General features: G+C 58.5%; 22 protein-coding genes. 9 read left to right on the top strand and 13 right to left on the bottom strand.

Annotated elements, in window-relative coordinates; translation table 11 throughout:
* Positions 1-28: 28 nt before the first annotated feature.
* Positions 29-1042, top strand: coding sequence for a LacI family DNA-binding transcriptional regulator (locus AF71_RS07975; protein WP_025659166.1), 1014 nt, complete (start codon positions 29-31; stop codon positions 1040-1042).
* 209 nt (positions 1043-1251) lie between these two features.
* Here AF71_RS07975 and ugpC read toward each other — a convergent pair whose 3' ends face one another.
* The 9 genes from ugpC to AF71_RS07930 all read right to left on the bottom strand — a co-directional run bounded on the left by ugpC (position 1252) and on the right by AF71_RS07930 (position 10903).
* Entirely contained in the window at positions 1252-2319 is a 1068-nt protein-coding gene (gene ugpC, locus AF71_RS07970; RefSeq protein ID WP_169680816.1) for a sn-glycerol-3-phosphate ABC transporter ATP-binding protein UgpC, read from the bottom strand.
* Positions 2320-2380: 61 nt separating this feature from the next.
* A complete protein-coding gene (locus tag AF71_RS07965) occupies positions 2381-3673 on the bottom strand; it encodes a D-tagatose-bisphosphate aldolase, class II, non-catalytic subunit (RefSeq protein WP_169680814.1) in 1293 nt (430 codons plus the stop codon).
* On the bottom strand, positions 3670-4623 hold the full coding sequence (locus tag AF71_RS07960) for an SIS domain-containing protein (protein ID WP_025659169.1): 954 nt from the start codon (positions 4621-4623) through the stop codon (positions 3670-3672). The genes AF71_RS07965 and AF71_RS07960 overlap by 4 nt, the downstream gene beginning before the upstream one ends.
* A gap of 12 nt (positions 4624-4635) precedes the next feature.
* Positions 4636-5493: a carbohydrate ABC transporter permease gene (locus tag AF71_RS07955; protein ID WP_037215255.1), complete on the bottom strand. Its 858-nt coding sequence runs from the start codon at positions 5491-5493 to the stop codon at positions 4636-4638.
* A complete protein-coding gene (locus tag AF71_RS07950) occupies positions 5493-6410 on the bottom strand; it encodes a sugar ABC transporter permease (RefSeq protein WP_025659171.1) in 918 nt (305 codons plus the stop codon). The genes AF71_RS07955 and AF71_RS07950 overlap by 1 nt, the downstream gene beginning before the upstream one ends.
* Positions 6407-7663, bottom strand: a complete 1257-nt coding sequence (locus AF71_RS07945) for a sugar ABC transporter substrate-binding protein (protein ID WP_169680812.1) — start codon at positions 7661-7663, stop codon at positions 6407-6409. The genes AF71_RS07950 and AF71_RS07945 overlap by 4 nt, the downstream gene beginning before the upstream one ends.
* Positions 7656-8654 (bottom strand): BadF/BadG/BcrA/BcrD ATPase family protein, encoded by a 999-nt coding sequence (locus AF71_RS07940; RefSeq protein WP_169680810.1) that lies wholly within the window; start codon positions 8652-8654, stop codon positions 7656-7658. Before AF71_RS07940 ends, AF71_RS07945 begins: the two co-directional genes overlap by 8 nt.
* On the bottom strand, positions 8647-9444 hold the full coding sequence (locus tag AF71_RS07935; protein WP_025659174.1) for a DeoR/GlpR family DNA-binding transcription regulator: 798 nt from the start codon (positions 9442-9444) through the stop codon (positions 8647-8649). The genes AF71_RS07940 and AF71_RS07935 overlap by 8 nt, the downstream gene beginning before the upstream one ends.
* A gap of 145 nt (positions 9445-9589) precedes the next feature.
* Entirely contained in the window at positions 9590-10903 is a 1314-nt protein-coding gene (locus AF71_RS07930) for an alpha-glucosidase/alpha-galactosidase (protein WP_169680808.1), read from the bottom strand.
* A 102-nt stretch (positions 10904-11005) separates the two neighbouring features.
* On the opposite strand from AF71_RS07930, the gene AF71_RS07925 reads away from it, so the two are divergent.
* The gene (locus tag AF71_RS07925; RefSeq protein ID WP_169680806.1) at positions 11006-11899 is read left to right on the top strand and encodes a helix-turn-helix domain-containing protein; all 894 of its coding nucleotides are present in this window, start codon (positions 11006-11008) and stop codon (positions 11897-11899) included.
* A 114-nt stretch (positions 11900-12013) separates the two neighbouring features.
* Here AF71_RS07925 and AF71_RS07920 read toward each other — a convergent pair whose 3' ends face one another.
* Genes AF71_RS07920 through AF71_RS07910 form a run of 3 tightly spaced genes read right to left on the bottom strand, consistent with a single transcriptional unit; the run spans position 12014 to position 16208 of the window.
* A complete protein-coding gene (locus AF71_RS07920; protein WP_169680804.1) occupies positions 12014-14500 on the bottom strand; it encodes an ImcF-related family protein in 2487 nt (828 codons plus the stop codon).
* Positions 14501-14544: 44 nt separating this feature from the next.
* A complete protein-coding gene (locus AF71_RS07915; RefSeq protein ID WP_025659178.1) occupies positions 14545-15453 on the bottom strand; it encodes a M15 family metallopeptidase in 909 nt (302 codons plus the stop codon).
* Positions 15450-16208, bottom strand: coding sequence for a protein phosphatase 2C domain-containing protein (locus AF71_RS07910; RefSeq protein WP_169680802.1), 759 nt, complete (start codon positions 16206-16208; stop codon positions 15450-15452). The genes AF71_RS07915 and AF71_RS07910 overlap by 4 nt, the downstream gene beginning before the upstream one ends.
* Before the next feature lie 116 nt (positions 16209-16324).
* Between AF71_RS07910 and AF71_RS07905 the strand changes: the two genes are divergently transcribed.
* Positions 16325-17083: an OmpA family protein gene (locus tag AF71_RS07905; RefSeq protein ID WP_169680800.1), complete on the top strand. Its 759-nt coding sequence runs from the start codon at positions 16325-16327 to the stop codon at positions 17081-17083.
* 31 nt (positions 17084-17114) lie between these two features.
* Here the strand turns inward: AF71_RS07905 and tssH are convergent, their stop codons facing one another.
* Complete coding sequence (gene tssH / locus AF71_RS07900) at positions 17115-19841, bottom strand: type VI secretion system ATPase TssH (protein WP_169680798.1); 2727 nt, start codon at positions 19839-19841, stop codon at positions 17115-17117.
* A 164-nt stretch (positions 19842-20005) separates the two neighbouring features.
* Between tssH and AF71_RS07895 the strand changes: the two genes are divergently transcribed.
* From AF71_RS07895 to tssE, 6 genes are all read left to right on the top strand, one after another.
* Complete coding sequence (locus tag AF71_RS07895; protein WP_169680795.1) at positions 20006-22102, top strand: serine/threonine-protein kinase; 2097 nt, start codon at positions 20006-20008, stop codon at positions 22100-22102.
* A 94-nt stretch (positions 22103-22196) separates the two neighbouring features.
* A complete protein-coding gene (locus AF71_RS07890; protein ID WP_169680793.1) occupies positions 22197-23360 on the top strand; it encodes a type VI secretion system ImpA family N-terminal domain-containing protein in 1164 nt (387 codons plus the stop codon).
* Positions 23357-23893 carry a type VI secretion system contractile sheath small subunit gene (gene tssB / locus AF71_RS07885; protein ID WP_018856378.1) on the top strand — a complete coding sequence of 179 codons (537 nt, stop codon included), beginning with the start codon at positions 23357-23359 and terminating at the stop codon, positions 23891-23893. The genes AF71_RS07890 and tssB overlap by 4 nt, the downstream gene beginning before the upstream one ends.
* Before the next feature lie 3 nt (positions 23894-23896).
* Positions 23897-25405, top strand: coding sequence for a type VI secretion system contractile sheath large subunit (tssC, locus tag AF71_RS07880; RefSeq protein ID WP_169680791.1), 1509 nt, complete (start codon positions 23897-23899; stop codon positions 25403-25405).
* A 28-nt stretch (positions 25406-25433) separates the two neighbouring features.
* The gene (gene tssD, locus AF71_RS07875) at positions 25434-25883 is read left to right on the top strand and encodes a type VI secretion system tube protein TssD (protein WP_025659184.1); all 450 of its coding nucleotides are present in this window, start codon (positions 25434-25436) and stop codon (positions 25881-25883) included.
* Positions 25870-26631 carry a type VI secretion system baseplate subunit TssE gene (tssE, locus tag AF71_RS07870; protein ID WP_025659185.1) on the top strand — a complete coding sequence of 254 codons (762 nt, stop codon included), beginning with the start codon at positions 25870-25872 and terminating at the stop codon, positions 26629-26631. Before tssD ends, tssE begins: the two co-directional genes overlap by 14 nt.
* Position 26632 lies beyond the last annotated feature (1 nt).

Below are 26632 nucleotides of genomic sequence, written 5' to 3'. Positions count from 1 at the left end.
GGCTTTGACAAGCAAACCGATCAGGACCATGGAGGATTTCTCCGAATATGTCGGGTTGTCCCGCCCGACGGTATCCAAATATTTCAACGATCCAAGCTCGGTCCGCATCAAGACCCGCAACATCATCGAAGCGGCGTTGAAGGAAAGCGGGTTTCGCCCGAACATCTTCGCTGTCAATCTGAACCGTCGCCGCAGCAACATCATCGGGATCATCATCCCGGACTCAACCGATCCCTTCTACATGGCTTTGACGCGGCGCGTGGAATTTATCGCAAATGCCAGCGGCTTTCTGGCCTTCATTCTCTCCTCTGACGGCAACCCGGAGCTGGAAGCTCGGGCAATTGAGACGTTGAAGTCGATGAACGTGGCCGGTGCCATCATTGCGCCACTTGGTGTTCAGTCTCATCAGGAAACACTGCTGACCCTTGCAGCCGCGATCCCACTGGTTTTCGTCGACTCTCCACTTGATGACATTTCGCCCTTTGTCGGCACCAACAACCGCAAGAGCTTTCAGCTTATCGTCGACTATCTTTGTCGGTCCGGGGAGCCCCCATGCTACCTCGGAATGCCGCCAGTCAACACCAATGCCCGAACTCGTGCAGCGGCCTACGTGGAAGCGATGCGCGAGTTGCAGATGGAGCCCGTCGTCCTGCCCCTTTCCGAGAAGGCGGATTGGGACTTCGAGCGCATCGGTTTTGAGGAGGCGCTACGCTGGATTGACGGGGGCGGTTTTCCAACCAAGACCGTGCTTTGCGCAAACGATCGCATCGCCTTTGGCGCTATAGCCGCTGCCTATCAGCGCGGACTGAAGGTCGGCCGAACGGCAGACAGCGATCTCAGAATCGCCGGCCACGACGATCATCCCCTTTCACGCTACGCGTGTCCACCGATCACGACCGTCGCCCAGAATTTTAACGAGATCGGCAGACTGGCAACGAAGCTTTTGTTCGAGATGATTGACCTCGACGGCGAAGTCGCAGCCACCTCTGACAAAGAGCGGGTACTCCTCAATGCGGATCTCATCTTGCGGAGCTCCGCCTAACGCCTCGGCCCCGTTCAGCTGCGAGCGTCCGATAGGACTGTCCCAGTTTTCTGTCCGATTGAGCTCAAATGATCACACGGCGCGACCATCACCCCTGTCGATGTCCGGCAAATACGCAACAACAATCGATCGAAATGTGAAGATAGCGTCACCGATCAGGATGCAGCTATTCCCTTTTGGTGTCCGCGATACCAACGGCAGAGCGCCGTCTAGTTTGAGTGCAAGCGCTTTTCCGTTCTGGCGTCGAATAGATGGATCTTGTCCAGGTCTGGTGCCAGCAGCAGTGAATCGCCCGGACGGACGTCAAGTCGATCCCTTACCGATACGATGACATTGTCGGAACCGAGCTTGGCCGTGAGCTGCGTTTCGGCCCCTGTGGGTTCAGTCAGGATAACCTTTGCAGCGGAACCGGCACCGATCGAGAGGTGCTCGGGCCGAACCCCGTAAATGATGTCGGATCCAGGCTTCACACTGAGATTTTCGGGCAAAGGCAGCTTTGCACCACCACGAGCGATGAACTCAAGCGGACCCGATGAATTAACTTTGCCGTGAATAAAATTCATCCCCGGGGAGCCGATAAATCCGGCTACGAACAAGTTTGCGGGGCAGTCGTAAAGATCGAGTGGCGAGCCAATCTGTTCAACAGATCCGTCGCGCATGACTACAATCCGGTCGGCCATGGTCATGGCTTCAATCTGATCGTGGGTCACGTAAATAGTCGTTGTCTTTAGCCGCTGATGCAGTTGCTTGATTTCGGAGCGCATCTGCACGCGCAGCTTCGCGTCCAAGTTCGACAACGGCTCATCAAACAGAAAGACTTGCGGGTTTCTCACGATCGCGCGGCCCATCGCTACACGCTGCCGCTGTCCACCCGAGAGATTTCGAGGGTATCTTTCCAGAAGTGACTCGAGACCAAGTATTTGTGCCGCTTCCCGAACACGTCTCCTTGTTTCTTCCTTCGGGGCCTTCGCAAGCCTGAGCGAAAACCCCATGTTGGCTTCAACGGTCAAGTGCGGGTAAAGCGCATAGGATTGGAACACCATTGCGATATCGCGCTCTTTCGGTGCGACATTGTTCACGATCTTGCTGCCTATGGAGATCCTACCGCCCGAGATCTCTTCAAGCCCTGCAATCATTCGCAGGAGGGTTGATTTGCCGCAGCCGGACGGACCGACAAGAATAACGAACTCGCCATCCTGGATATCAATATCCACCCCGTGCAGCACTTCAAAATGACCATAGCTCTTTCGGGCATTCGCGACTGTTACTGACGCCATCATGTTCTCCGGCAGTTATCTCTGTTCGATAGTCGTCTCGTTCGAGGGTCGGTACTGATCGTTACCTGCTCGTTGCCATTGAGTAAGGGGCAAGCGCTGCATCGATCGCTGCCAGGCACAAATCGCGAGCGCTCGCACCGATCCGCTCTGAAACGACATCGGAGTAGACCCGGCCGAGGTATTGGCTGATCAAGGTCTGCGGGATATCGCCGTGAAAACGGCTGAACAACTCGTCTACCGCGGCGCTCGCTCGCGGATCTGGCCAGTAATAGCGGATTCGATCGCTGTAACTGAAGTGACGTTGAAGCTTTATTTCTTCGGCGGTTCCACCGTAGTGCCCCGCCCAATTCAAAGGCCGATCCAACATGATGGATTCCATGGATTCGACCAGTGTCGTTTCGCGGTCTCCGCAAGTAGTCGAGGCAATGGCATCGAGGCCATACAACGCCTCCCGAAGGGCAAAGGTGAGACCAGGCCCAACCTTGAGGATAGCAAATCCGCCGTCAACAAGGGCAGCCAGGCCCTCGGTTGTCTGGTAGTCGGTGGAATGTGCTTCGAACAGCAACCCGGGCATTTCATCCAGGGCCGAAATCAGGCTCTTTGCTCGTTCGGGTTTGTAGAGCACAACATTTGAATTGCCGAATTCGACACCGGGTTGGACCACGATGCCGATAACGCGAGCGATCGCCGTAGCTATTCCTGCTTGCGCAAAGGACTCCTGATGGACCTTCAAAGTCTTAAGAGCGGCGTCACAACGTGTGATGTCGATGTCCGCGATTTCATGGGTTGCTCCACCGGGTGGTGGTACCTCAGTTCCGATGATGTAAACCGGCGGACGACGATTTGAACGAAGAGCAGCTTCCTCGGCTGCCTTGGCCAGCCGCGCGGCGCGTGCAGCTGTCAACTCGTCGTGAAGAGCGATTGGTTCACCCGCGCAACCCATCGATGTGTCTAGATGAATCTTCTCAAACCCGGCCTCCACATAAGCGACGACCATCGCCTCGGCGCGCGCCATGGCTTCTTCGGCCGCCAGGAATTTCCAGGGGTTTGGGCCGAGATGATCGCCGCCAAGGATGATCCGTTCAGTCGGGAAATCCAGTTCCGTAGCGATGCCCTCGATAAATCGACGAAAGCCCGCCGGTGTCATTCCGGTATAGCCGCCCTCCTGGTTTACCTGATTGCACGTGGCTTCTATGAGAACTGGTTGCTCTTCGGTCCCGGCGCGCCGAAGCGCGGCCTCGATGACAAGTGGATGCGCCGAGCAAACCGAAGTGATGCCGCGGGGAATAGGAAGCGATCTTCCTCCGAAAAGCTTTCCAAGTGCGGTCTGCCGGTTTTCTTCGATCCGTGTCATGCGAGCTTCACGACTTTGGTCAGGTGTCTGGGAGAAACGGTATCGATTTGGCGAGCCTGAGCGACGCGCTCGCCGAGGATCTGCAACGCTGGAAGAACAATCAGTCCTGTTAGCGAAAGGTCGACGTCAATGGGCAGCCCAACGTCTCCTGGTCCGCCAATTCCGATGACAGCCGCGCCCTTTTCCCTCAATTCCTCAACCAGCTTCACCTCAGCCTCCTTCTGGTCTGAGCTGTAAAGCATGACCACCGCGGTCTTTTCGTCGACGAGACTGATTGGGCCATGGCGATACTCCAGCGGATGAAACGCCTGTGTCATCGTCTGGCTCATTTCCATGAGTTTGAGCGCACCTTCCAGAGCGACACCAAACAACGGTCCGCCGCCGAGAAAGACGAAATGCGATCGGTCTGCAATAATTGTCGGAAGGACTGCATCGAGTGCATTGGCGAGCTTGCGGGCGGAAGCGCCAATGGAGCCGGGGATTGGCTGCCCAATTGCCTGCATACCGAGGAGGACCATTAGACTTGCCGAAACCGTCATGACGATCCCCTCCTGCGGATGAGTCTCGGATGTCACCAACCGATCGCAGTTCCTTGCGAGCGAACTTTCAGCCTCTACGGTTATAGCCGTCACGAAGGCGCCAGCTTTGCGGCTTGCCTTTGCGGCTGCGACGGTCTCGGTTGTCTCGCCACTGCGCGATAGGGCGATGACGTGTGTCGCTTGCCAATCAGGCCAGAAGGCGGACGGTCGGCTCTGCCATTCCGCGCCGGGCACGGCTATGGCTTTGCGACCTGACATGTTGGCATACGCAGCGAGCGAGAGCGCGAGATTATAGGACGTGCCGCAGCCAACGAACACCAACAACTCGGCACCCTCTACGGACGTGTTGGCGCCAATAGCCTTTTCCCAGTAGGGGAACTGTTCGAAAATAACCTTCTCGGTCGTGTTCATGTGGACTCCGATTTATTTGACTGAGCCGGCCAGCAGGCCGCTGACCAGGTAACGATTCAGGAAAATGACGACGAGAGCGGGGATGACGATTGCAATCGATCCGCTTGCTGTGATGAGGCCGTAGTCGATGAAGTTCTTGGTGACGAACTCGGGAATGAGCACCGTCATTGGCTTCGTTGCCTGAGGCGAGAAGATCAGCGGCACCAAATACTGTCCCCACGCGCCAAGGAAGGTCAAAATCGCCGCTGCCGTCAATCCAGGGCCGGCAAGGGGCAACACGATGTTGAAGAAAATGTAGAGTCGCCCTGCCCCATCGAGTTGGGCTGCTTCTTCAAGCGCAATCGGAAGGGCTTCGAAGACACTGCGAAGTAGCCACAACGACAGGGGCAGAAAGGCAGACACATAGATCAAAGAAACCCCGACATATGTATCAACCAGATGCAGTTTGATCATGATCTGGTAAAGCGGGATCAGAACGGCATAGGCAGGGACCGCCAGGGTCGCAACAACCGCCACAAAGAGAACTTTGCGACCGGGAAACTGTAGTCGTGTGAACGCGTAGGCTCCGAGCGCCGACACCGCCACGCAGAGCAAGGTGGCAGCCACCGACGTCACCACGCTGTTGATCAATGCGGCTCGGAATTGTTTGAAGACCTCGACCCCACCGATCCGGGCAATATTAATACCGAGAAGCCTCGAATAGTGATCGAGGGTGAAGTGCTGTGGAAAGAAGCGGATCGGCCGGGTCGAAAAGTCTTCGGTTGGCGTCACAGAACTCGCAACTGTCCAGTAAATCGGTCCGAGGGACCAGAGCAACAGCGCTGCAACGCCGACCCAAATCATGATGCGGTACTGAATTGTGGGCTTCATCAGTCGAACCGTGTGTTGCGATAGACCCGAAGGACGTAAACGAGGGAGATGAGCAGTGATACAAGCGTGATCACCACAGAAAGTGCCATGCCGTATGAGAAGCGCAGGTTCTGAAAGGTCTCGAGGTAGATCTGGACGAGAATCGGCCTGGTTTCCAGGCTGGCACCGGCGAGTACCCAAGCCTCATCGAAGAGATTGAAGGCGTTAACGGTGGCGTTGGTCATGGCAACGGCGATTGCGCTGCGAACAAGCGGAAGCGTGACCAATCCAAACATTTGCAGGCGAGTGGCCCCGTCGATGCGCGCAGCCTCGTAAAGATGAGCGGGTATGCTCTGCATCGCGGCGAGAACAATCACGACCGTCAATGGCATCATGCGCCACACGTGAACGACGGTCACAGCGATGATGGCACTTGTGCGATCGTTGAACCAGACATGATTTTCGAACGGAAGGCCAAGCGCTGACAGAATGCCGTTGAGCAGGCCTGCACCAGGCTGATAGATCCAAAGCCATATTACCGAGTTCACGACACCGGGAAGTGCCCAGGGAAGAATGACGGCCGCCAGCACCCACTGGCGCCCCACCTTCACCTGGTTGATCAGCGCCGCCGCAAGGACGCCGAAGACAGTTTCCGCCGCCACCGCAAGGACGACGTACATGAGCGTGTTTGCCCACGTCGTTCCGAGCTGCGCGTCTGACAGCATCCGCGTGTAGTTCTCCAACCCCACGAACGGAGTTCCTGCTTGCATGGGGTTGACCCTGTGCAGGCTGTCCCACACGGTTCGACCCATCGGGTAGAAAACCAGGGCGGCCATCGTGATTGCAATCGGAGCCACCAGTAACAGGCCGAGTGTGGTGTCGGCGTTAAAGCCGACCCCACGCTTGCTGGTCACATCTTGCGATGCAAAAGCGGTCATTGCGCCATGGCCTGCTTGGCGGCATCGGCGATCGCCGCCACCGCTTGATCGACAGTCATCTGGCCCTTTGCTGCGCTATTGATCGCGGTATTTACGCCGCTTGAGAACTGCGGGTACCATGGAGGCGTTCCCTGCGGGAACAGCGGCTCAACTGTCTTGGATTGCGCAACAAGTGCAGCTCCGCTGTTCAGCTTTCCAGCATCGTTGAGCTCCGACAGGGCCGAAGTGCGTGTTGGCAGAAACCCATTCACGACATTCTTCTTTTGGAAGTCCTTGCTGGTAAACCACTTCACGAAGGCGATGGCGGCATCCTTGTTGGCAGAGACGTTCGGTATAGCAAGCGCCTCCGGCAGACCGAAACTGCGTGTCTCACCACTTGCCGTGGGCACCAGGATTGCTTCTACCTGACCGGCAACCTTCGACTGCTTCGGATCATTCATTTGCCCGAGACGACCGGGCTCGCCGGAAATCATGATACTGGTGAGACCCTGCGAGAACATGCTTTCGTTGATCTGACTGTCTTTCAGACCGGTCGACGCCGGATCAACCAGCCCTTCCTTCAGAAGCATCAATTCGAAGGCAAGCGCCTTGTAGCCAGCCGAATCCGGCTTCGTGAAAAGTGGATTGAAATCCTTGTCGAAGAGTTCGCCACCAAAGGCCTTCGTCAACAGGTACCAGCTGGTCGAGGCGCCCTCCGTCGCGGAGACGGGAAGGCCGATCGGATATTCAGAGATGCCCTTTTCCTTGATTTTACGGGCGACCGAAACCAATGCGTCAAGCGTCTTCGGCATTTCCGTAATGCCCGCATCGGCGAAGTGCTTCTTGTTGACAAGCATGACGCGGAAGTCGTTGGTATAAGGAACGCCAAGAAGCTTTCCGTCGACCGTGAAGATTTTCGCGACGCCAATATCCTTCACGGTATCTGCATCAATCACGTCGTTCAGAGGCAGGAACCAGCCAGCGGCACTGAACTGCCCCGTCCACGACCAGTCGAATTCGGTCACGTCAGCAGGCGCAGTACCCGCCACCAAGGCAGTGACAAGCTTCGGTCGAATGTCGTCCCACGAAAGGGTCTGGAGATCGACGTGGATTCCGGTTTCAGCTTCGAAGTCTGCCGCGATGTTCGGGCCCTGTGGAGAGGGCATCAAAACCGTAATGGACTGGCCGGCGAGTGGCTTGGCTTCATCGGCATGAGCTGGCGTTACGATCGCCAGGGCCGCCGAGGCGAGTAATGGCAAGATAAACTTATGCATGTTCCCATCCTTCATTGTTCTTAATGCTCAGTTTATTCGCAGACGTGCCAACGCTGTCGGCGGTGGCAGCGACTTGCCCGAACCAGCTCTCATCGGGGAACCAGTCGAGAAGTTGGGCGGCGGCAAGTAGCGCGCCACCAATGGGGGGAAGCTTCGAGGGGACTGGGGACTTTCCTATTCGGCGCGCCAGAGATCCCAGGAGCAGCGCACTATTGAAACTGCCTCCGGCATAGGTCCACGATGCGTCGTTGTCACAATGTCCAGAGATTGCACTGTGATGCCTGGCGAGCTCGTCAGCGGCCTGTTCGATCAGCCCGATCGCCGCCTCGTCGCCACAACGAGCAGCCCTATCCACCAATGTGGAAATCGCTGCGATACCTGCTCTTCGATTGGGTAGCAAAGTGACCCAGTCACCCAGCGCATTCATCGGATCGTCCGCTTCGATCTGCAATTCATCGAATAGAATCTTGGAAAGTGCTGTCGGGGGAGCGCGACCATCCAGACTCTTGCTGATTACACTCAGCGCGCTCCTGCCAATCCAGTAACTGCTACCTTCGTCTCCGATTTGATCGCCCCAACCGCCGATCCGTGCAGATTGGCCAGAGGCGTTGCGCGCCCACGCCATTGACCCCGTTCCCGAGAGGATAAGGATACCGGGCCTTCCGGCGAACGCACCAAGGTGGGCAGCATCGACATCGTTGAGGATGTGTCGGCGCGCGTTTGGAAACAGCCGGTCAATGGCTTGCTGCTGCAGTTCCGACAGGCGTGCAACTTCCCCGAACGCAGGCAGGGCCGCGGCCACTGCGGCCACGTTTTGGTGATTGAGGAACGGGCCAAGTTGCTCTTCCAGTTCCCGCAGCCAATTTGGATTATCCATCGGGTTAACGCCGCGACCGCGAGACGACTGCACGATACGTCCGGACCTGTCAGCTAACGCGACCAGGACCTTGCTGCCCCCGCCATCGATTCCCAGGACAAACTCGTCACTCATTCCTTCCCCCCAACTCCGCGATCGTGGTCGCGACGCCGAGCTTAGCGAGGTCGTCTCGCCAATGAACCGCTAGTCCGGAGTCAGTGATAACCTGTGCGACATTCAGCGGCGCGACCTTGTAGGTGGCCATTGTCCCGAACTTTGAGGAATCGGCGAGGACGAAGCGATTTGCCGATCTGGCGAGCATGTGGCGGTTCAAGCTCGCCTCGGCGCTATCAACGCTGTAGATCGCGCCATCAGGACTAATGGCGCTGACACCAAGGAAGAGCTGATCGAACCATATGCCGTCCAGCATCGCCTCGGCCTGGGGGCCCACGAGCGAAGCGTTTTCACTCCGTAACTGGCCACCAAGCAAGACCACTTCGAGGTTCGGGATATTCAGGAACTCCTGGGCGACGGTCAGGCCGTTGGTGAAGATCCTCAATGGCAACGGATTAATGCGGATCAGGCGAGCAAGCTGAAGGACGGTAGTGCCCGCATCGAGGAAGATTGCGGATCGCGGATGAAGCAATTCATAGGCGGCCGTCGCGATGACCCGCTTAGCCGAAAGGTGCTGCTTTTCCCGCTCCTGAAATGCAATCTCTACCGACGATCCCTCGGCAATGCGGGCCCCCCCATGCACCCGGTCAATCGCACCTTCTTCCTCAAGGATCTGGAGGTCCCGCCGAACGGTCGCAAGCGATGAACCGGTTGCATCAGCCAGCGCCTGGATCGTCGAAAATCCGTTCGCATACAAATGGCTGCGAATAGCATCCAGGCGATCGACCTTAACCCCGATTGGTTGGCTCATTCACATCTCCCAGGATACAATATCAATCACCCTCCCACCGCAATTAATCAGAGTCAATCACAATTTTGATCGTTTCTGATGTTTTTGCGATGAAAAGCAGAGCAGCGGGAACTGCGCACGGTCAGCCGCTGAGCGGGAATCCCATTCAGTGATATGTCGGCAGGAGGTCTCCGTGTGCCTCGATCAAGTCGTTGACAAGACTCCAGATCTGATCGGGAGAGAGTTCCGCGGAGGTGTGGGGATCAAGCAGGGCCGCCTGGTAGATGCGATCTCGATTTTTTGTCAGCGCGGCTTCAACGGTGAGCTTTTGAACGGAAACGCTCAGGCTCATGACGGCCGCAAGCTGCGAGGGTATCCGCCCTATCCTGATCGGCTGAATTCCATTGCGATCCACATGGCAAGGCACTTCGACAATGCACTCGTTCGGCAGGTTCTCTATCAGTCCGTTGTTTGGAACATTTCCATAAATCAGGGCTGGACTGCCTGTTGTCGCCGCGTGAATGATCCCTGCGGCATACTCATTGCTCCGGCAAACCTCGATCGGCTTGTCGCCTTCAAGGCCCCTGCGCAGTGCGTGCCAATCAGCTATCTGAACTTCACAACGACGGATGTATTCGTCGAGAGGAATGTTGAGTTGATCAACCAGATCGCCCCTTCCTTCCTTGATGTACCAGGATGTGTATTCGGAAAAATGCTCGCTCGACTCTGTTACGAAGTGACCGAGCCGCTTGAGCACGTCGAAGCGAACGCGGTCATCCGCCGGAACACGCCCCTCAGCTGCCAGGGATTTGAGGCGCGGGTATAAGTCTTCACGGCGCCCATCTTGATGAACCTTCTCGTAGCGCAGGAAGAACGCGACATGATTTATCCCGGCCGAAACGTAGTTCACGTCTGCGACGTCTTCACCGAGGCATTTCGCCAGGTGTCCGGCCGTGTGCTGGACGCTATGGCACAAACCCACACTTCGGATTTCCGGGGCTAGTTCCTTGATCGCCCAGCAGTTGATGGCCATGGGATTTACGTATTGCATCAAGATTGCCTGCGGGCAGACCTCTTGCATGTCACGGCAAATCGCTTCCAGCACTGGTATAGTGCGCAGCCCTCGGAAGATGCCACCAACTCCAAGTGTGTCGGCGATCGTCTGCCTTAGTCCATACTTTTTTGGAATTTCGAAATCGGCAACCGTGGCTGGCCGATAGCCGCCAACCTGCATCATCAGGATCACGAAGTCCGATCCGCTCAGCGCCACTCGCCGGTCCAGGGTCGCCTCCACTTTGACCCCGACGAGTTTGAGGGCGTCGCAAATCCGGCGCGCAACAATTTCCGATGTCTTTAAACGTTCTGGATCGATGTCGAACAGGCTGATCGTGAAGTCGCAGCCTTGCGATGAAAGCACGTCTCCAAGGATATTCTGAGCAAAAACGGTGCTGCCGGCACCGACGAGGCAAATCTTCGGCATTGCAATCTCCTTTCAGATCATGCTTCGTAATGCGCTTTAAAATTAGGGATTTCCTCCTTCGAAATGCCAATTTACTCCGAGAATCGAGCGCGAAAGATATTAATGAAACGCAGAGGTGAGCGCGGGGAATGGACAGGTTCCAGAGGCGCCTTTTTAGTGGAGTGTCATACCGCGGACGCTATGGCCTCCGCTCACTGGCACGACCACTTGGAAATTAATCTGCTATTGGAAGGGCAAATGACCTACCTTTTCAATGGGCGACAGGAAGTGGTTGAGGCGGGCAGAATGGTTCTCTTCTGGGCCGCTATTCCGCACCAGACGATATTGGTCAGCGATAACGCGCCGCTTGTTTGCGCTTACCTTCCGCTCGTTGATTTTCTGGCTCTGCCAATAGACAAGGACGCCAGACGATTGATCATGCAGGGGAGATTTCTCGCAGATCAGCTATCGGATGGGTCAGATGCGATCGCCTTTCCGCGGTGGGAACGTGAATGGCAAAATGCTGATGCTGTTCGGCAAAGATTGATTGTGGACGAGGTGAAAGTCCGAATTCGGCGATTGATATTGGATAATGCGGACGCGGCGACTTCGACCCGACATACTGTCGGCACTACCACGAAGGGACACGCGGTCCGGCACGTTGAGATACTGAGCGACCTGATCAATTCGCAGTTTTCAAATGCAATCAGCGTGCCGGACCTCACAAAGATCGCGGGTATGCATGAGACCACCGCCAACCGGGCGTTTCGGGATGTTCTCGGGATGTCCGTCAACGAATATCTGACCCGTTACCGCATCGCCCGGGCGATGCAACTTCTCACTGATACGGACCGGTCAGTCTTGCAAATTGCGTTTGATTGCGGATTCGGCTCGAGCAGCCGGTTTTACGAAACCTTCAAAGAGCGCACTGGGACCACTCCCCGTCAGTTCCGAATATCGATGACCCCGATAAGTCCCTTTGATCGCTTGAACAACGAACGGGCGCGATCCTTCTGACCGCTGGGAGCTCAGCGATCTTCCAGACGAATTTTGTGGCGTAGGCCCGACGGGGTCGCACTCTTCCAAATCGCACGAGGCTTCGCCCGCGTGCGAAAGATACGATAGTGAAATTCACAATGTCAGCGGACAGGTCAGACCGCGCATCAGCGAGCGCGCCGACACCGGATTGGCAGGCCCGGCGAAGGACATCTGCAGATAGGCGCGCGCGCCCTTGGCGCGCACATCGATCAGGAACCGCCGGCCGGCGTCGCGGGGCCGCAACCGTGATCCGTCCAGGAACCGCAGGAGGCCCCACGGTCCGGCTTCACCCTTCTTGTCGACTGCAATGCCGTTATCGAAGGATATCTCAAATCCGCGCGATGGTGACGCTCCTGGCCATTTCAAGGTCACTGCCTCCCCTGAAGTGACGACCGGAGCATGAGCGCCGCCGATTGAGACGGTCGCAGCTCCTCGTTGGGCGAGCGCCTCCAGCACGATCGGGACATTGGGCGGTGTTCCCTGTTGGAACAGAGCCTGCCCAAGGGCCACTGCCCGCTGCAAGAATGCTGCGCTTTCCGGTGTATAGCCGGAAAGCCGCGCCTCCGGTCTCCAACGCCACGGTGTCGTCGACGTGTCCATCAAATGTGCCAGTTGCGCCCGAAAATACTTTTCGATCGTGCCCTCCGGCGCGAAGATCCGTGCGACCTCGGCCATGTCCGCGTCAGGGCCATCGAAGAACGGATAATGGCCATTCACGGCGGCCCGGCAGGCGGCTGAAATCTGCGAACCCCAAGGTGACTGGGACTGAGACTGGGGCTGGGGCTGGGGCTGGGGCTGCGGCACCTCCTTTGCAACATGATCCGTTGCAACGTCCGGCGCCTGATCCAACGTAGGTTCGGCGGCCCTCGGGGCAGCCGTCTGGGAGATCACATCCTCGACGATTTGCACGACCAGAAGAGGTGCTTGCTGCAAGGCAACGATGGAGTTCGCACGCTCCTGTGCGTCCATGAGGGATTTCTTGCCAATCTGTGTATCTGCATCGAGAACAGCAAGAGCGACGTTCAACGATACGAAAAGTTGCGAGATTTCCGACATCCGCCCCTGCTCGACGAACTGGATCGCCGGCCCCAACGCCGCCGCGATCCGAAGCTGATTGGCGTGGCTTCGGCCACGATCCGTCCCGCCCGACTGGCGCCAGGCCTCACGGATAAGTGCCGAGAGCGGCGAGTTGCGTGCGCTTAGCGCACCGCTGATCACGACCGCCGTTGGCTGGTCGGTGAACGGCCTGACGCGTAGCTCACCCAGGTACTCCGTCCATACGTCAAGCGTACGCTTTTGAAGCAGATCCATCACCGCGTCTTCGGTCGTCGTGCCATTGGAGGCAATAAGAGTAGCGGCCTCGGACCTTGCCCTGCGGATCGCCTCGCTTGCACCGTCGGACCGCGCGTAGCTCCATCCAGCCTCCGTATAGAGGCCGGCGATACCGCGCCCGATCGGTACGCCTGACCGGTGGATCAGGATCGTCTCGAGACCTGGCACTGCCTGGGAAAGAGACCAGGCAGGAAGTGCTGCGGCCTTTTCGGCACGGGTCAGTTCAAGCAATGCGCGCTCGCTTGCCGAGCCTTCAGCAGCGAACTGCCGTGCCTGGGCGACCGTTTCGGGATCCGGAGATGGAAGTCTCGGCTGTGGCCCGGACATGGCGGCGACATGCTCGGCCAGCAAGGCAAGCTCGGGAAAGGCCTCGGCTCGGTCGGCAACCCAACCAGCAAGAAACCGAGGCTGCCAGTCAGAAGTGCCCTTCAGGATCGACCAGGCGCGCAGGGAATCGTAGAGTGCATTGGCCTCGCCTTCGGTGGCAAGCGCAACACCGAGTGCCTCGGCGAGTGGCTCGGCAACAAGGGATTCGGCCGCCTCGCCATAGCGACGACGTGCGGCCGCTGCCGGGTCGAGCATCTCGATATGATGAATCAGGCCAAGCGGAGACTGGCCCGCGTCCTGCTCGACAAGCTGGACTGCCGCCAGGAACGCATCGAGTTGGGCCGCCCGCGCAGCCGGCGTAGCGGCCTTGCCAGCTTCTACAACGCTTCCAACGGCTGGCAATTGCGCCAACAACCGCTCGCGAAACCGCCATTCCGCCCATCCAGCCCAGCCGACGAGCATTGCGAAAAAAAGGACAATCGCAAGCAAGACGAGTCCACGGTCTGCCCGCGTTCTATGCTGCTCCGCCTTCGACTGCGCGGCTTGCACTGCCTCATTGCAATGCCCGAGAAAGCGGGCCAGATCGCGCCGCGCCAAGCCTCCTTTCGCGGCCTGGGCAGCGCGTTCTGCGAGCCCATCGGCGCCAATCATGTGGCCAATTGGAAGGGCGGCTGCAAGAGCACGTTCCCATCGCTTGGCCGGCAGCGCCGGATTGCTGCGAGCCCGCACGTCAAGCAGCGCGACGAGCGCGTCGCGAGCATCCAGGAGCCAGTCAGGAGGAATGTTCCTGCGGCGTCCCTCTTTCTCGAACTCGGCCACAAGGAGGCGGGCAGTCGCTGCCAGCTCCTGCGGATCCGGCCGCTTCTCGCTTTCGGCGCGCTTGGCGAGGCTCAGCAGCGGCTCGGCCAATGCGGGAAGCATGTCCGCTCCCGTGAAATCCCGACCCGGCGGTTGGCCATGGTCGCTCACAGCTTGCCCTCCGCAGCCCATTTGCGCAGCAGCGCCTCGCCGACTTCAAAGTGCATGGAATCTTCGCGACTATAGCCGGCACCCCAGTACCAGCCGGCATCGTTGAAAAACTCCGCAAGGACAACAAGTCCGAACTGCGTGTTGTCATCGCCCATTCGGTCGAGGTTCTTCTTGAGTGTCAGGTCGACGGCCGCGCCCCAGGCGTGCGAGGAGACAGATTTCGTGGAGCCGCGCACATAACGCGCGCAAAGCGCACCGGCCGTTCCGATCGCGGCGTAGATGTCTGGCTCTTCCTTTCGCAGACGCTCCATGATCTGCCCCAAGGAATCGAGCGCAGGCCTGATCATCGTCAGGCGGAAATGCCCTATGTCTCGGCTTTCCAGGGTTCTCAGTAATTTTGGGTTGGTGACCGGCTGGCAGCTTGTGGAATAGACACTTCGTGGCTCGCCAAGGACCTCGCGTAACACTGCCGGGGTCGGGCGTATGACACGCTCGTTGAAGCGCTTCTTCGCCAATTGCATGGGCTCCGTCATATTTTCGGTTTCTTCCGGCGGCGCAATGCCACCGAACTGATCGATCGAAAACGACTGCGGGCTCACAGGTTCGCCGGGCGGCGGCGAAACCGCAGAGCTTTGCGGGACGGGTTCGGGACGAGGCGCCTCTGCCAGTTCCTTCACCTTTCCTTCTAGATCGGTCACCCTTCGCTTAAATGAGTTCAGTTCAGCGCGCAGGTCCTGGATTTCCGCGTCCTGTTTGGCAAGCTGTTGCGTTGCCCGATCAATCCTTCCCTCATTCGGATCGAGCTCGGTATTTCGCAGCAAGTCTCCAACCAACGCGAACGCGACCGCCGCAAGAATGATGCTCATTCCAATGACGACGGCTGCAATCGGATCTAGTGGCCTCAAGGCGCTGCAGCTCCGTCAATCCGAACGACCACCACAGAGACGTTGTCCGGAGCGCCATTATGGAGAGCGGCGGCTATCAGTCGCTGGCAGGCGACGTCGGGGTTTGGCGCGCTCAACTGTGCGATGATCTCTGGCTCGGCAACACAGTCAGTCAATCCGTCGGAACAAAGAAGCAAATAATCCCCCGGCTTGAGAGGGACTTCGATAGAGTCGACATCGAGCCGTTCGGCGGCACCGATCGCGCGGGTAACAACGTGCGCTTGCGGATGCTGCCAGACAGCGTCAGGCGTCAAACGTCCATCATCGACAAGTTCCTGCACGACCGAATGATCGCGCGTGAGCTGCAACAAATCCCCTGCCCGCAAACGGTAGGCCCGGCTATCGCCCACCCACGCGATCGTCGCTGTTCCACCATCAATAAGTGCGACCACCACTGTTGCGCCCATCTGCGCGACATTGGCCGACGCCGCCCAACGACGGATGGCGGCATTGGCTGATTGCAGTGCAGCGACGAGATGAGCGCCGGAAATGGGTGCATGCGGAAGGAGGGCGAGCTGTTCGATGACCAGGTCTGCCGCGACATCCCCGTGGCCGTATCCGCCCATCCCGTCAGTTACCGCCCAAAGTGCGCCTGAGGGGTCAATGAGAATCGCGTCTTCGTTGTTTGTGCGCACATGCCCGGTATGGCTCAGTCCCGCTCCTTGCGGCCTGGAGGGCCAGCGCGTCGAAGGATTGTCCCGAGAATCCGGGGTCATGATCGGATAACCCCATTGATCGATCCGTCGTGAGCGCAACTGCCGGATCGGTTGCAGCCACAATGATCCTATAGTATTTTCAAGGGGGGCGAAACCTTTTTGCCAAGGAGCCTGAGATGAAGCGCCTGATGACCACAAAGCTGACGGTGTTTCTCGCTCTGTTCTTCGTGACACAAGGTGGTTTGGGTGCACAGGAACTGAACGATTCCGCGCTCAAGGAACGATTCCAGCGACAGATCGACTTGTTCAAGGCGGCACGCCTCGGAGCGACGCGCGGCCTGGTTCTTAACAACGGCAACGCAGCGCCCAACGCCCAAGCCGTCCCGGTGACAATTGCAACGCCCGAGACTGAACCGGCCAAGACCGCTCCAGCTCCCTCTTCCCATGCAACCGTTGAGTCCCAAGGCACCCAGACTGCTCCAGCGGCCCCCAATACAGCTCAGCCATCTGCCCCGAAGCCGACGGCGACGTCGTCGGCAACGGCAGTGTCCGCGGCCGCGGCGACGACAGACCCACAGACATACTGGAAGCTCCCGCCTGATGACCAGATCAACGTCCGGGTGAATTTTGCATTTGACTCTGCGGCGATCGCTTCGGAGCAAAGACCAATGCTGAGGCAGCTTTGCGAAGTCGTAAAGGACATGGACATCAAACTCGTCCGTATCATCGGTCACACGGATTCTGTCGGTGGCGCGAGCTACAACCAGCATCTGTCGGTTCTGCGGGCGAAGGAAGTTGCGCGGTTTTTCACGGATGATTGCCATATCCCGCGCGAGCGGCTCGAAGCGGTTGGTGTCGGCGAGCAGTTTCTTCTCAACCAGGAAAACCCGAAGGCCGACGAAAACAGGCGCGTGGAATTCCAGGCGGTGAGCTAACGGCGCTCCCCGGCGACAGCCACGTCTTTGCCTATTCGAATGCGTAAGTGAAGCCTTCCGGGGATGTTCCGATCGTGGCCTTGGTAAGGCGTTTACCCTCGAGGGACCAGTTCAGAAGACCCTGGCTGAGGGTCGGCAGAAGTGTATTGGTCAGGATCGCGTCTATCATGCGCCCCCCCGATTCGACCTCGGTACACCGTGCCTTGATCAACTCCAGGACCCCGTCTCCGATGACCAGCTCGGCGTCATGGTTGGCGCGAAGCCGGCGCGCGATCTTCGCGAAATGATGTTGTGTTATCGCCTCAATCATTGAATCCGAGAGCGGATAATAGGGAACGACAATCACACGTCCGAGGAAGGCTGGCGGGAACACTTTCAACAGTGGTGAACGTAGTGCGCGTTCGAGCTCCTCGGGCGGCGGCCGCCTCTTGCCGCCGTCGGCAAGCTTCATGATAACATCCGAACCGACATTCGACGTCAGCAGGATGAGACTGTTCCTGAAGTCGATCCGCCGGCCCTCGCTGTCGTCCATCATTCCTTTGTCGAAAACCTGGAAGAAGATTTCGTGCACATCGGGATGCGCCTTCTCCACTTCATCGAGCAAAATGACGGAATAGGGCCGCCGGCGCACGGCCTCGGTCAGCACGCCCCCCTTGCCATAGCCGACATAGCCGGGAGGCGCGCCCTTAAGGGTCGAGACCGTATGGGCCTCCTGGAACTCCGACATGTTGATGGAGATCAGGTTCTGCTCGCCGCCATATAGGGTTTCGGCGAGAGCCAGCGCCGTTTCTGTCTTGCCGACGCCCGACGGACCGCATAGCAGGAACACGCCCACCGGCTTTTCGGGAGAGGCCAGGCCCGCACGGCTGGTTTGCACACGCCGGGCGATCGATTCCATTGCGTCCTCCTGGCCGACGACACGCTCGCCCAGAACCGCGGCAAGCTTTAGCGCCTTTTCGGTCTGGCTGGTCAGCATCCGACCGACAGGAATGCCCGTCCAGTCCTTTACGACAGAGGCAACAGCGTTCTTGTCGACGGAAAGGAGGACCAGCGGTGCCTCGCCCTGAACCCCGGCAAGCTCCGCCGTCCGGGCCTTGAGCCGTTCAAGCTCGGCGCGTTGATCCGATGCATCGGCGGCCTCCCGCCCGGCACGCTCTACGTCGGCGGCACCCGGCAATTCCCCGCCTGCCTCCGATTCAGCAAGCGCGGCATCGAGCGCAACTCCTCTTCCTCGCAGGCTAGCTCGCAGACCAAGGATCTCGTCGACCATCGACTGTTCGCTTTCCCAGCGAGCCTTTGCAGCAAGCAACGCGGACTCTATTTCGGCGAGAGCGGCTTCAACTTTGGACTGGCGCTCGGCGACTTCAATGCCGATTGCCGCTTCACGCCCGATAATGCCCTGCTCGATCTCAAGGGACTGCTTGCGCCTCAGAAGGTCTTCAACCTCAGCCGGCGTCGCGTGCTGCGATACCGCCACCCGCGCGCAGGCCGTATCGAGCAGGCTGACTGCCTTGTCCGGAAGTTGGCGGGCGGGAATGTAGCGATGTGACAGGCTGACGGCCGTCTCGATCGCTTCGTCCAGGATCTGCACCTGATGGTGTTTCTCCAATACACCGGCCACCCCACGCAGCATCAGGATGGCAGCTTCCTCATCAGGCTCTTCAATCTTGACCACCTGGAACCGGCGGGTCAACGCCGGGTCTTTTTCGATATGCTGCTTGTACTCTGCCCATGTCGTTGCGGCGATTGTGCGAAGCTCGCCACGCGCCAAGGCTGGCTTGAGAAGGTTCGCAGCATCTCCCGTTCCCGCTGCCCCGCCTGCCCCGATCAAGGTATGAGCTTCGTCGATGAAGAGGATGATCGGCGTCTCCGATGCCTGAACTTCGTCGATGACCATCTTTAGCCGCTTTTCGAACTCACCCTTGACGCTTGCCCCCGCCTGCATCAATCCGATGTCAAGCATGTGTAGCGCCACGCCCTTCAGCGGAGGCGGGACATCTTCTGCTGCAAGGCGAAGCGCAAAACCCTCGACCACAGCTGTCTTGCCTACGCCGGCTTCACCAGTCAGGATCGGGTTGTTTTGTCGCCGTCGCATGAGAATGTCGACAATCTGGCGGACCTCGGGATCGCGGCCGACGACCGGGTCAATTTTCCCATCGCGCGCTCGACGGGTGAGGTCCGTCGCATACTTCGCCAATGCGGAGTCACCGCCTGCCGGGCGTTTTTTCCGGGGCTGTTCTTGGATCTCGGCCTTGCCGGCATTTTCAAGTGATCCGGCAAGCAGGTCATCCAGCCGTGGAAGTATCGAATCCGCCTCGATCCGATCGAATTCGGCGCTGATCTTCAACAGAAGGCCGTCAAGCACCGCAACCTTTCTGCATGCCAGGAGCACATAAGCCCCGCGGACTTCTTCGGATCCAAACTGCAGGCCTGCCAGGCTCCAGGCTTCCTGGATGGCATGAAATATGTGATCGGAAAACTCCTCGATAGAGGTCGCGCCATAAGGCAGCTTGTCTATTGCCCTTGCCATGTCGGCAGCAAGCCGGCCAAGATCGATGCCGGCATCGGCAAAGAGAAGCTGAAAATCCGCACGGTCCACCAGAGCCAGCTGTTCGACCCAGTGAACAAGTTCGACGTAGGGATTGCCGCGAAGCTTGGCCGCGTCGGCCGCCGCCTTGAACGCGCGCAGGCAAACGGGATTAAGTTTTCCGACCAGTTCCTTGCGCTTGAAGCTCTGCGAAGACATGTTCTGCTCCATGTCGATCGGCTCCTGCCCAGGTGATCTTAAAGAGGTCCCGAGCCTCGTCTTTGATCGCTGGTCACAGCGTGCCACATTAGAGTATTCTTGACAAATATTCAGGGCCACGTGTTCCTGGTGAACAGTCTCGCGTAATTTCCACTGGGTGCGCTGGGAGGCTCCAGATGATCGATCCGCTGCCTGGCGACATCTTTCGCAAAGCTCAGGTGCTTAACAACACCTACGAGATCGAGGGTATCCTCGGCCGCGGCGGCACAGGTGAGGTCTACAGGGCAAGCAACCGGATCACAGGCCGTGTGGTGGCGCTAAAGGCGCTGAAACGCGAGCTATCGGGAAACGCCGGGTATCTGGAGCTTATGAAGCGTGAGGAGGAGATGCGCAACATCTCCCACGATGCGGTTGTGCGCTACACCGACTGCAGCCAGACCGAAGACGGCCACGTCTATCTGGTGATGGACTACGTCGCCGGAACACCTCTCAGCGAGTGGCTCGAACGTGGCGGGGCGTCGCCTCGGGATCTGCTGGTCGTGGCCCACAGAGTGGCCGAAGGCCTTGTCGCGACGCACGAGCACAAGATCGTTCATCGCGACCTTTCCCCTGACAATATCATCCTGCGCGACGGCAGGCCGGAGGAAGCCGTTATCATCGACTTCGGTATCGCGAAGGACAGCAAGACAGGGGCTCGTACAATTGTCGGCAAGGAATTTGCGGGCAAATACGAATATGCGGCGCCGGAACAGTTGCATGGGCAGGCGGAGCCACGCTCTGACCTTTATGCGCTGGGCGCTTCGCTGCTTGCCACATTTCGAGGAAGGATTCCTGACGTCGGAACCAGTCCCGGCGAGGTTGTCCGTCACAAGGAACGGCGACTTGATACCTCGGGTGTTCCTGAACCGTTGAAGTCGCTGATCGACGATCTCACCAGGCCGGACCCTGCCCAACGCCCTCCGAGTGCTGCCGCAGTCGTCAAGGAAATCGGCAGATTGCTGCAGCCTGGTCTCGCCAAGGCACGGCGGGAGACCGGGCATCAAGCAAGGCCCAGGTGGCAGCCATGGCTCGCGATCCTGCCCCTGGTGGCGCTGGCGGCAATCGCCGGGCTTTGGTTTTTCGGGGTTTTTGAGCATTTGTCCCCGACTGCGCTTCCGATCGCAACCCCTTACAAACTCACGGCCGGGGTGGATGCCCAAAGCCGCCCCATGCTTGCGGGTTTTGCTCCGGATGCTGAGCAGCAACAGGCAATCCTGTCGACCTTCAACCGAACGGTCGGGCTTCCTCCGCCCAATGGCGCTCTGACGCTTGCCCAGGGTGCTCCATCTGAACGCTGGGCGCAGGACATTGACGCCTTGTTTAAAGCCGCCGCTCCACTCGTCGAGTGGAAGCTCGAAGTCGCTGATCGGACAGCTCGCCTCACCGGTCTGGCGGCGGACAAAGCTGCACGCGAAGATGCGGTCACCCGCTTTGACGCTGCGGCAAAGTCGACCGGTTACCAGAGTATCGTCCGGATCGCGGCCGGTCCGCGGGACCTGTCGCCGGACCAGTTGAAGCCTCTTCTCGTGCCACTTCAAACCTGCGGTCCGCTCCTCGTTCAACCTCCGGCGAGCGGCAGCTTTCCTCTCGGCTCGACGCTGGTCGTCCGTGGAAATGTCGCGTCCGGCGATGACGTCGAAGCCCTGAAAAAGACGCTCGCCCCTCGTGTCGGAGATCGCGAGCTACGCTTCGACGCCACAGTGCTCAACAGCCAACTGTGCGTTGTTCAAGAGCTGCTGCCAGATGCACCGCAAGGTCAAATGTCGATCGTTCTCGGCTACGGCGACAGGACCGAACCGAACATGGCAGGCGTCTATTCGGTCGGCGACAACCCGGTCATTGACGTAATTGCGCCGGCCTCGCTCGACAAGGGATACCTGTGGGTCGTTATCGCCGACGTCACCGGCAATCTTTTCAATGTTCTTCCGAACATAAAGAGGCCCGATCACGCCCTTGCCCAAATTGGGTCCGTGTCGGGTGGCATGCGCACTATCCGTGTTGCCTACCCTGCCGCAGAGGGTGCAGCCGATCCTTCCAAGCTCTCCTTTTCCGTCGACGCGACGTTCGGCAGAAGTCTGATAATTGTCATGCAGACCGACCAGCCACTTTTCTCACAGCTTCGACCAACAACGGAGTCCACCAAGTCGTTTGCCGAAGATTTACGCGCTGCGATAGCTAATGGGCATGTGTCAATTCTCTCGATGAGCACCCGGCTGATCGACACCCGGAATTAATTAGAAGCCGGACATACACGGCATTAGTATAGACCGGGAAGTTGTGGTAAAAAGCAAATTGCAAGGGAATACTAGTCGGTTAACGGGGGTTCGGTTGTTCGACTCTGCTCTCTGGTTAAGTCCGCTGGACGGTGTGAACCCGTCAGGTGAAAGCTTGCGGAATGACGGACGGTTTCACGAGCTCGAGCGCCTCGTGCAACCGCAGATAGAAATTAGCCGTGACGAGCGCAACAACCCCGTTTCACGGACCGAGGTCCCGGTCGACTGGTCGACAGTCCTTCGAAAATCTGAAGAGTTGCGCCCCCATGGACGGGATCTGAGGCTCCTGGTGATCGTGACGCGCGCGCTTGCCAACGAACAGGGTCTTGCCGGGCTCGCTGACGGGCTGAACCTGATCACTGGAACCTTCGACATGCATTGGAAGACGATGCATCCGGAACTTCGCGAGGGCTTGCCACTCCGCGACGCCGCCCTACGTCGGATCAACGCTCTTCTACAGCTTCAGAACGACAAGGATGGCTTGCTCGGCGATCTTCGCAAGATGATTTTTTTTACGCCGCGGGGCGTCGGCCCTGTCACAGGGCGCGATCTGGATCGCGGGGCGATCGACACCCGAACCGTTCTCAGCGAGGCCGCACCCGGACTGAGCGAGGCCGAGAAGGCGTCGCTTGTAAGCGCCCATGACCAGTTGCTGAACCGTGTAAGGATCGGTTGCGCTGCCTTTGCAGAACAAACCCCCGACGAGGCGATAGCGCTTTTTGAGAGCGCAAAGGCTGCGGCGGCTGCAATGGAGGCGCTTGAAACATCGCTCAATCGGCAAATCGGGGAGGATGTACGTGTCACATTGCCGGATTTGAGCCGGTTCCTGCAGCGAGCGGTTTCCACGCTTGAACGAGTAAAGCCGAGCCCCAGGCAGGAAACCGCAAACGATGAAGGCCTCGACCGTGAGGGTGCGCCCGCAATAGCCACCGCCCCCGCCGCTCCGACTTACATCGGAGCACCGGCAGTCTTTCCGTCACGGCTTACATCGCGCGAGGATGTCACAAAGTGCATCGACCTGATCATCGCCTTTTACGACCGTACTGAACCGTCGAGCCCCATCCCCCATCTGGCGCGGAGGATCAAACGCATGGTGCCGATGGATTTTCTGGAACTCATGGAGGACCTGGCGCCCTCCGGTTTGAAGGAATTCCGGCTTCTGGCCGGGGTGCCGGAAAGCAAGAAACCTGTCCCTGGGACGAAAGGTGACCATCAATGAGCGAAACTAAGGCCAAGGTAATTGAAAGAAACCGGGCGCCTCGCGTCCAGATAGCTTACGAAGTCGAAACCTACGGCAGCCCGACAACCATTGAATTGCCGTTTGTAATGGGCGTGATGGCCGATCTCGCAGGCGCCTCCCAGACGCCGGAGGCCAGCAAGTCCGTCCGGGACCGCGCCTTTGTCGAAACGGACGCAAACAGGTTTGGCCGCTTCATGGAAGCGCTCAGTCCACGTGTGAAAGCTCGCGTGAAGAACACCCTTCCCCAACCCGAGGGTGAAGAGCGCGATGAAGAGCTTGCAATCGACCTGACCTTTACCAGCATGGCTGATTTCGCGCCCGATCGTGTGGCCGAACAAGTCCCGCAGCTTGCAGAACTCTTGAGAATGCGCCGCCAACTCGAAGAATTGCTCGGCTTCATGGATGGACGCGTCGACGCTGAAAAACGCATCGCGCAACTTTTGAACAATGAGCCCCTGCTAGCAAAGATCGCCGACCAGGCGCTCGACGATAGCAGCAAGTCGGAGGTCTGAGCCATGGCCGAACAGGAAAAAGCCGCTCCCGCTGGTGTCGCGGAAGCCGAGGGAGTCGACCTTCAGGAATTCAGCGGTCTTCTGGAGAAGGACTTCAAGGTCAAGAAGGATGACAGCGACAAGCTTCAAACCTTGGTCAGGAACCTGGCGCTTGCTGCCCGCGCCCGCGCGGAATCGACCGTCATCTCATCGAACGCGATCAAATCGATCAAGTCCTTGATCGGTGGCATCGACAAGCTGCTGACCGAGCAGACCAACGAAATTCTGCATGCGCCTGAAGTGCTCCAGATGGAAGGGACATGGCGCGGGCTGTGGTACCTCGTCAACAATACCGAGACGGATCAGAAGCTGAAGATCCGCGTCATGAACATTTCGAAGGAGCAGCTGGCTGATACGCTTGAGGATTACGAAGGTCAGATGTGGGATCAAAGTCCCATATTCAAAAAAGTCTACACCGACGAATACTCGATGCTTGGGGGTAATCCGTTCGGCTGCCTGATCGGCGCCTATGAATTCTCGAACCACCCGAAGGATGTCGGTCTGCTTCGCAACATGTCCGGTATCTGCGCCTCGGCGCATACACCGTTCATAGCAGCAGCCGCCCCTCGTCTCTTCCGCATGGAAAGCTGGCAGGAATTGCCGAACCCGCAAGACCTCCAACAGATCGTCTCGTCGCCGGCCTATGCCTCATGGCAGTCGCTGCGCGAGAGCGAGGATGCCCGTTACATAGGCCTGACGATGCCGCGCGTGCTGGCAAGGCTGCCTTATGGTGCAGAAACCGTTCCGGTGAAGGGCTTTGCATTTGAGGAAGAAGTCCAGGGCGATCATCATAAGTATGTCTGGATGAACGCGGCCTTTCCGATGGGCGTCAACATCAACCGCAGCCACAAGCTGTTCGGCTGGGGCACGCAGATCCGTGGTGTCGAGAACGGCGGGGCAGTGATCAATCTGCCTGTCCACAATTTCCCGACCGACGACGGCACGGTGGCGATGAAATGCCCGACCGAGGTCGCCATTGACGATCGGCGAGAGGCCGAGCTCGCCAAGCTGGGGCTGATGCCGATCCTCCATCGCAAGAACACCGATATTGCCGCCTTCATAGGCGCCCATTCACTGCAGGACGACGAAACGAGGGCCGGCCGGCTGGTCGACCCGGATGCTCAGGCCAACGAGAGATTGAGTGCAAACCTGCCCTACCTGTTCCCGGTTTCGCGGTTCGCCCATTACCTGAAGGCGATCGCCCGGGACAAGATCGGCTCGTTCAAGGAACGTGCCGACATGCAGATCTGGCTGACGGAGTGGATCAACCGCTACGTTCTCGCCAACCCTGTCTTTGCCGACGAAAAGGCCCGCGCAAAACGTCCCCTTGCTGCTGCCGAGGTCCAGGTTGACAGTGTTGAGGGCCGTCCCGGCTGGTACAATGCCCGGTTCTATCTGCGGCCCCACTACCAGTTGGAAGGTATCAACGCTTCGCTCCGGCTGGTTTCGGAGCTGCCGTCCATGAAGTCATGAGCAACAGATAGCTGATGGGAGGTTATTCATGAAAATTGACGGATTTCTCAAAGTACCTGATATCACGGGACCCAGCGTTCGCGATGGCCACGAGGAAGAAATCGAGGTCTACGGAGTGGAGTTTGAGATGGTGGCTCCCTTCGACCCCAATTCATTGTCGCGCAGAGGCCGCGTCAGCTTGGGAATGGTCAACTTCATCAAGCATTACGACAAGTCCTCGCCCTATCTGAAGAAGGCTCTCTTCGACAACACGCCTCTGGACGAGGTGAAGTTTTCGGCGCGCAGAACGATCGAAGGCGAAACGAGCGACTACCTGGTCATCACGCTGAAGGAAGCTTCGGTGACCAACTACCACATGAAGCCAAGTGCCGATGAGCCAGACGTGCTCGAAGAGCGGATCGGTTTCGCCTACAAGAACATCACGTTCAACTATGACGACAAGGACGAGGTCGAAATGGATGTCTATGTCGGCAAGTGACAGCTGGCAAAAAGGATTGGGACGGGAGGCAAGACCGCCCGGAGGTCACCCGCGGGCAACTCGCGAAGCGATCCAGCCGTCCCTGTGGGATCGCCTTGTGAACGACCTGCCGGGGCTCAGTTCGGAAATCCATCAACTCCGGCAGGCGATCCAGAACGAAATGGACGAGGAACGTCTCAACGCGCTGATTGCGGGAGGCCTCCATCAGATCGACGCTGCCACGGATATCAGTTCCGAGCAGAAGAAAAACATCCACCGTCTGCTCTCTCTGGAGCGACGGCAGGCGGAACTGGAAAGCCGTGGCGTCGTCGTCTCGATCAATGTGCTGCGCGAAGCAGTGCGACGCGACATAGAGGCGCTTTTCAATGCGCAACGCTTCGAATCCTCGCCACTCTTGACCGACTTCGAAGCCGATCAGGCAGGAGACGACCCTCCATCGCTCGAGGACTTCCCGGAGGTGCGCCGCAGCGTGATCAATTATGGCGTCCCGCCTTTTTCCGGCCGTTCCTCGCGTGACTTCGACCGCGATGAACTGGCCAAAGAGATCCGAAGCGTGCTCGCTGCATTTGAACCCCGGCTCAAGGAGAGCGCGACGAAAGTCACCGTCAGTCTTGGCGACAGGGCAGCCGGTCTCAGGATCGACATCGACGCGCTGCTGCTTACCTCCCCCGCACCAGAGCGGCTGCTGCTGCGCACAATACTCAACCTCGATAACGGTTCGGCGCGGACTGAGCTGAAGGACACCTGAC

Source organism: Rhizobium sp. 57MFTsu3.2 (assembly GCF_012932765.1).
GTDB classification, from domain to species: domain Bacteria; phylum Pseudomonadota; class Alphaproteobacteria; order Rhizobiales; family Rhizobiaceae; genus Rhizobium; species Rhizobium altiplani.
Note: the sequence above shows the minus strand (reverse complement) of the source record. Positions and strands in the feature narration are given on the sequence as shown.

Excerpts from the sequence above, each read along its gene's own strand:
- AF71_RS07975 (WP_025659166.1), top strand. The coding sequence starts at position 29 with ATGGAGGATTTCTCCGAATATGTCGGGTTGTCCCGCCCGACGGTATCC.
- AF71_RS07930 (WP_169680808.1), bottom strand. The coding sequence starts at position 10,903 with ATGCCGAAGATTTGCCTCGTCGGTGCCGGCAGCACCGTTTTTGCTCAG.
- tssE (WP_025659185.1), top strand. The coding sequence starts at position 25,870 with ATGTCGGCAAGTGACAGCTGGCAAAAAGGATTGGGACGGGAGGCAAGA.
- tssH (WP_169680798.1), bottom strand. The coding sequence starts at position 19,841 with ATGGAGCAGAACATGTCTTCGCAGAGCTTCAAGCGCAAGGAACTGGTC.
- ugpC (WP_169680816.1), bottom strand. The coding sequence starts at position 2,319 with ATGGCGTCAGTAACAGTCGCGAATGCCCGAAAGAGCTATGGTCATTTT.
- AF71_RS07905 (WP_169680800.1), top strand. The coding sequence starts at position 16,325 with ATGAAGCGCCTGATGACCACAAAGCTGACGGTGTTTCTCGCTCTGTTC.
- AF71_RS07955 (WP_037215255.1), bottom strand. The coding sequence starts at position 5,493 with ATGAAGCCCACAATTCAGTACCGCATCATGATTTGGGTCGGCGTTGCA.
- AF71_RS07925 (WP_169680806.1), top strand. The coding sequence starts at position 11,006 with ATGAAACGCAGAGGTGAGCGCGGGGAATGGACAGGTTCCAGAGGCGCC.
- AF71_RS07935 (WP_025659174.1), bottom strand. The coding sequence starts at position 9,444 with ATGAGCCAACCAATCGGGGTTAAGGTCGATCGCCTGGATGCTATTCGC.
- AF71_RS07920 (WP_169680804.1), bottom strand. The coding sequence starts at position 14,500 with ATGCTTCCCGCATTGGCCGAGCCGCTGCTGAGCCTCGCCAAGCGCGCC.
- AF71_RS07940 (WP_169680810.1), bottom strand. The coding sequence starts at position 8,654 with ATGAGTGACGAGTTTGTCCTGGGAATCGATGGCGGGGGCAGCAAGGTC.
- tssD (WP_025659184.1), top strand. The coding sequence starts at position 25,434 with ATGAAAATTGACGGATTTCTCAAAGTACCTGATATCACGGGACCCAGC.
- AF71_RS07895 (WP_169680795.1), top strand. The coding sequence starts at position 20,006 with ATGATCGATCCGCTGCCTGGCGACATCTTTCGCAAAGCTCAGGTGCTT.
- AF71_RS07950 (WP_025659171.1), bottom strand. The coding sequence starts at position 6,410 with ATGACCGCTTTTGCATCGCAAGATGTGACCAGCAAGCGTGGGGTCGGC.
- tssC (WP_169680791.1), top strand. The coding sequence starts at position 23,897 with ATGGCCGAACAGGAAAAAGCCGCTCCCGCTGGTGTCGCGGAAGCCGAG.
- AF71_RS07965 (WP_169680814.1), bottom strand. The coding sequence starts at position 3,673 with ATGACACGGATCGAAGAAAACCGGCAGACCGCACTTGGAAAGCTTTTC.
- AF71_RS07910 (WP_169680802.1), bottom strand. The coding sequence starts at position 16,208 with ATGACCCCGGATTCTCGGGACAATCCTTCGACGCGCTGGCCCTCCAGG.
- tssB (WP_018856378.1), top strand. The coding sequence starts at position 23,357 with ATGAGCGAAACTAAGGCCAAGGTAATTGAAAGAAACCGGGCGCCTCGC.
- AF71_RS07960 (WP_025659169.1), bottom strand. The coding sequence starts at position 4,623 with ATGAACACGACCGAGAAGGTTATTTTCGAACAGTTCCCCTACTGGGAA.
- AF71_RS07945 (WP_169680812.1), bottom strand. The coding sequence starts at position 7,663 with ATGCATAAGTTTATCTTGCCATTACTCGCCTCGGCGGCCCTGGCGATC.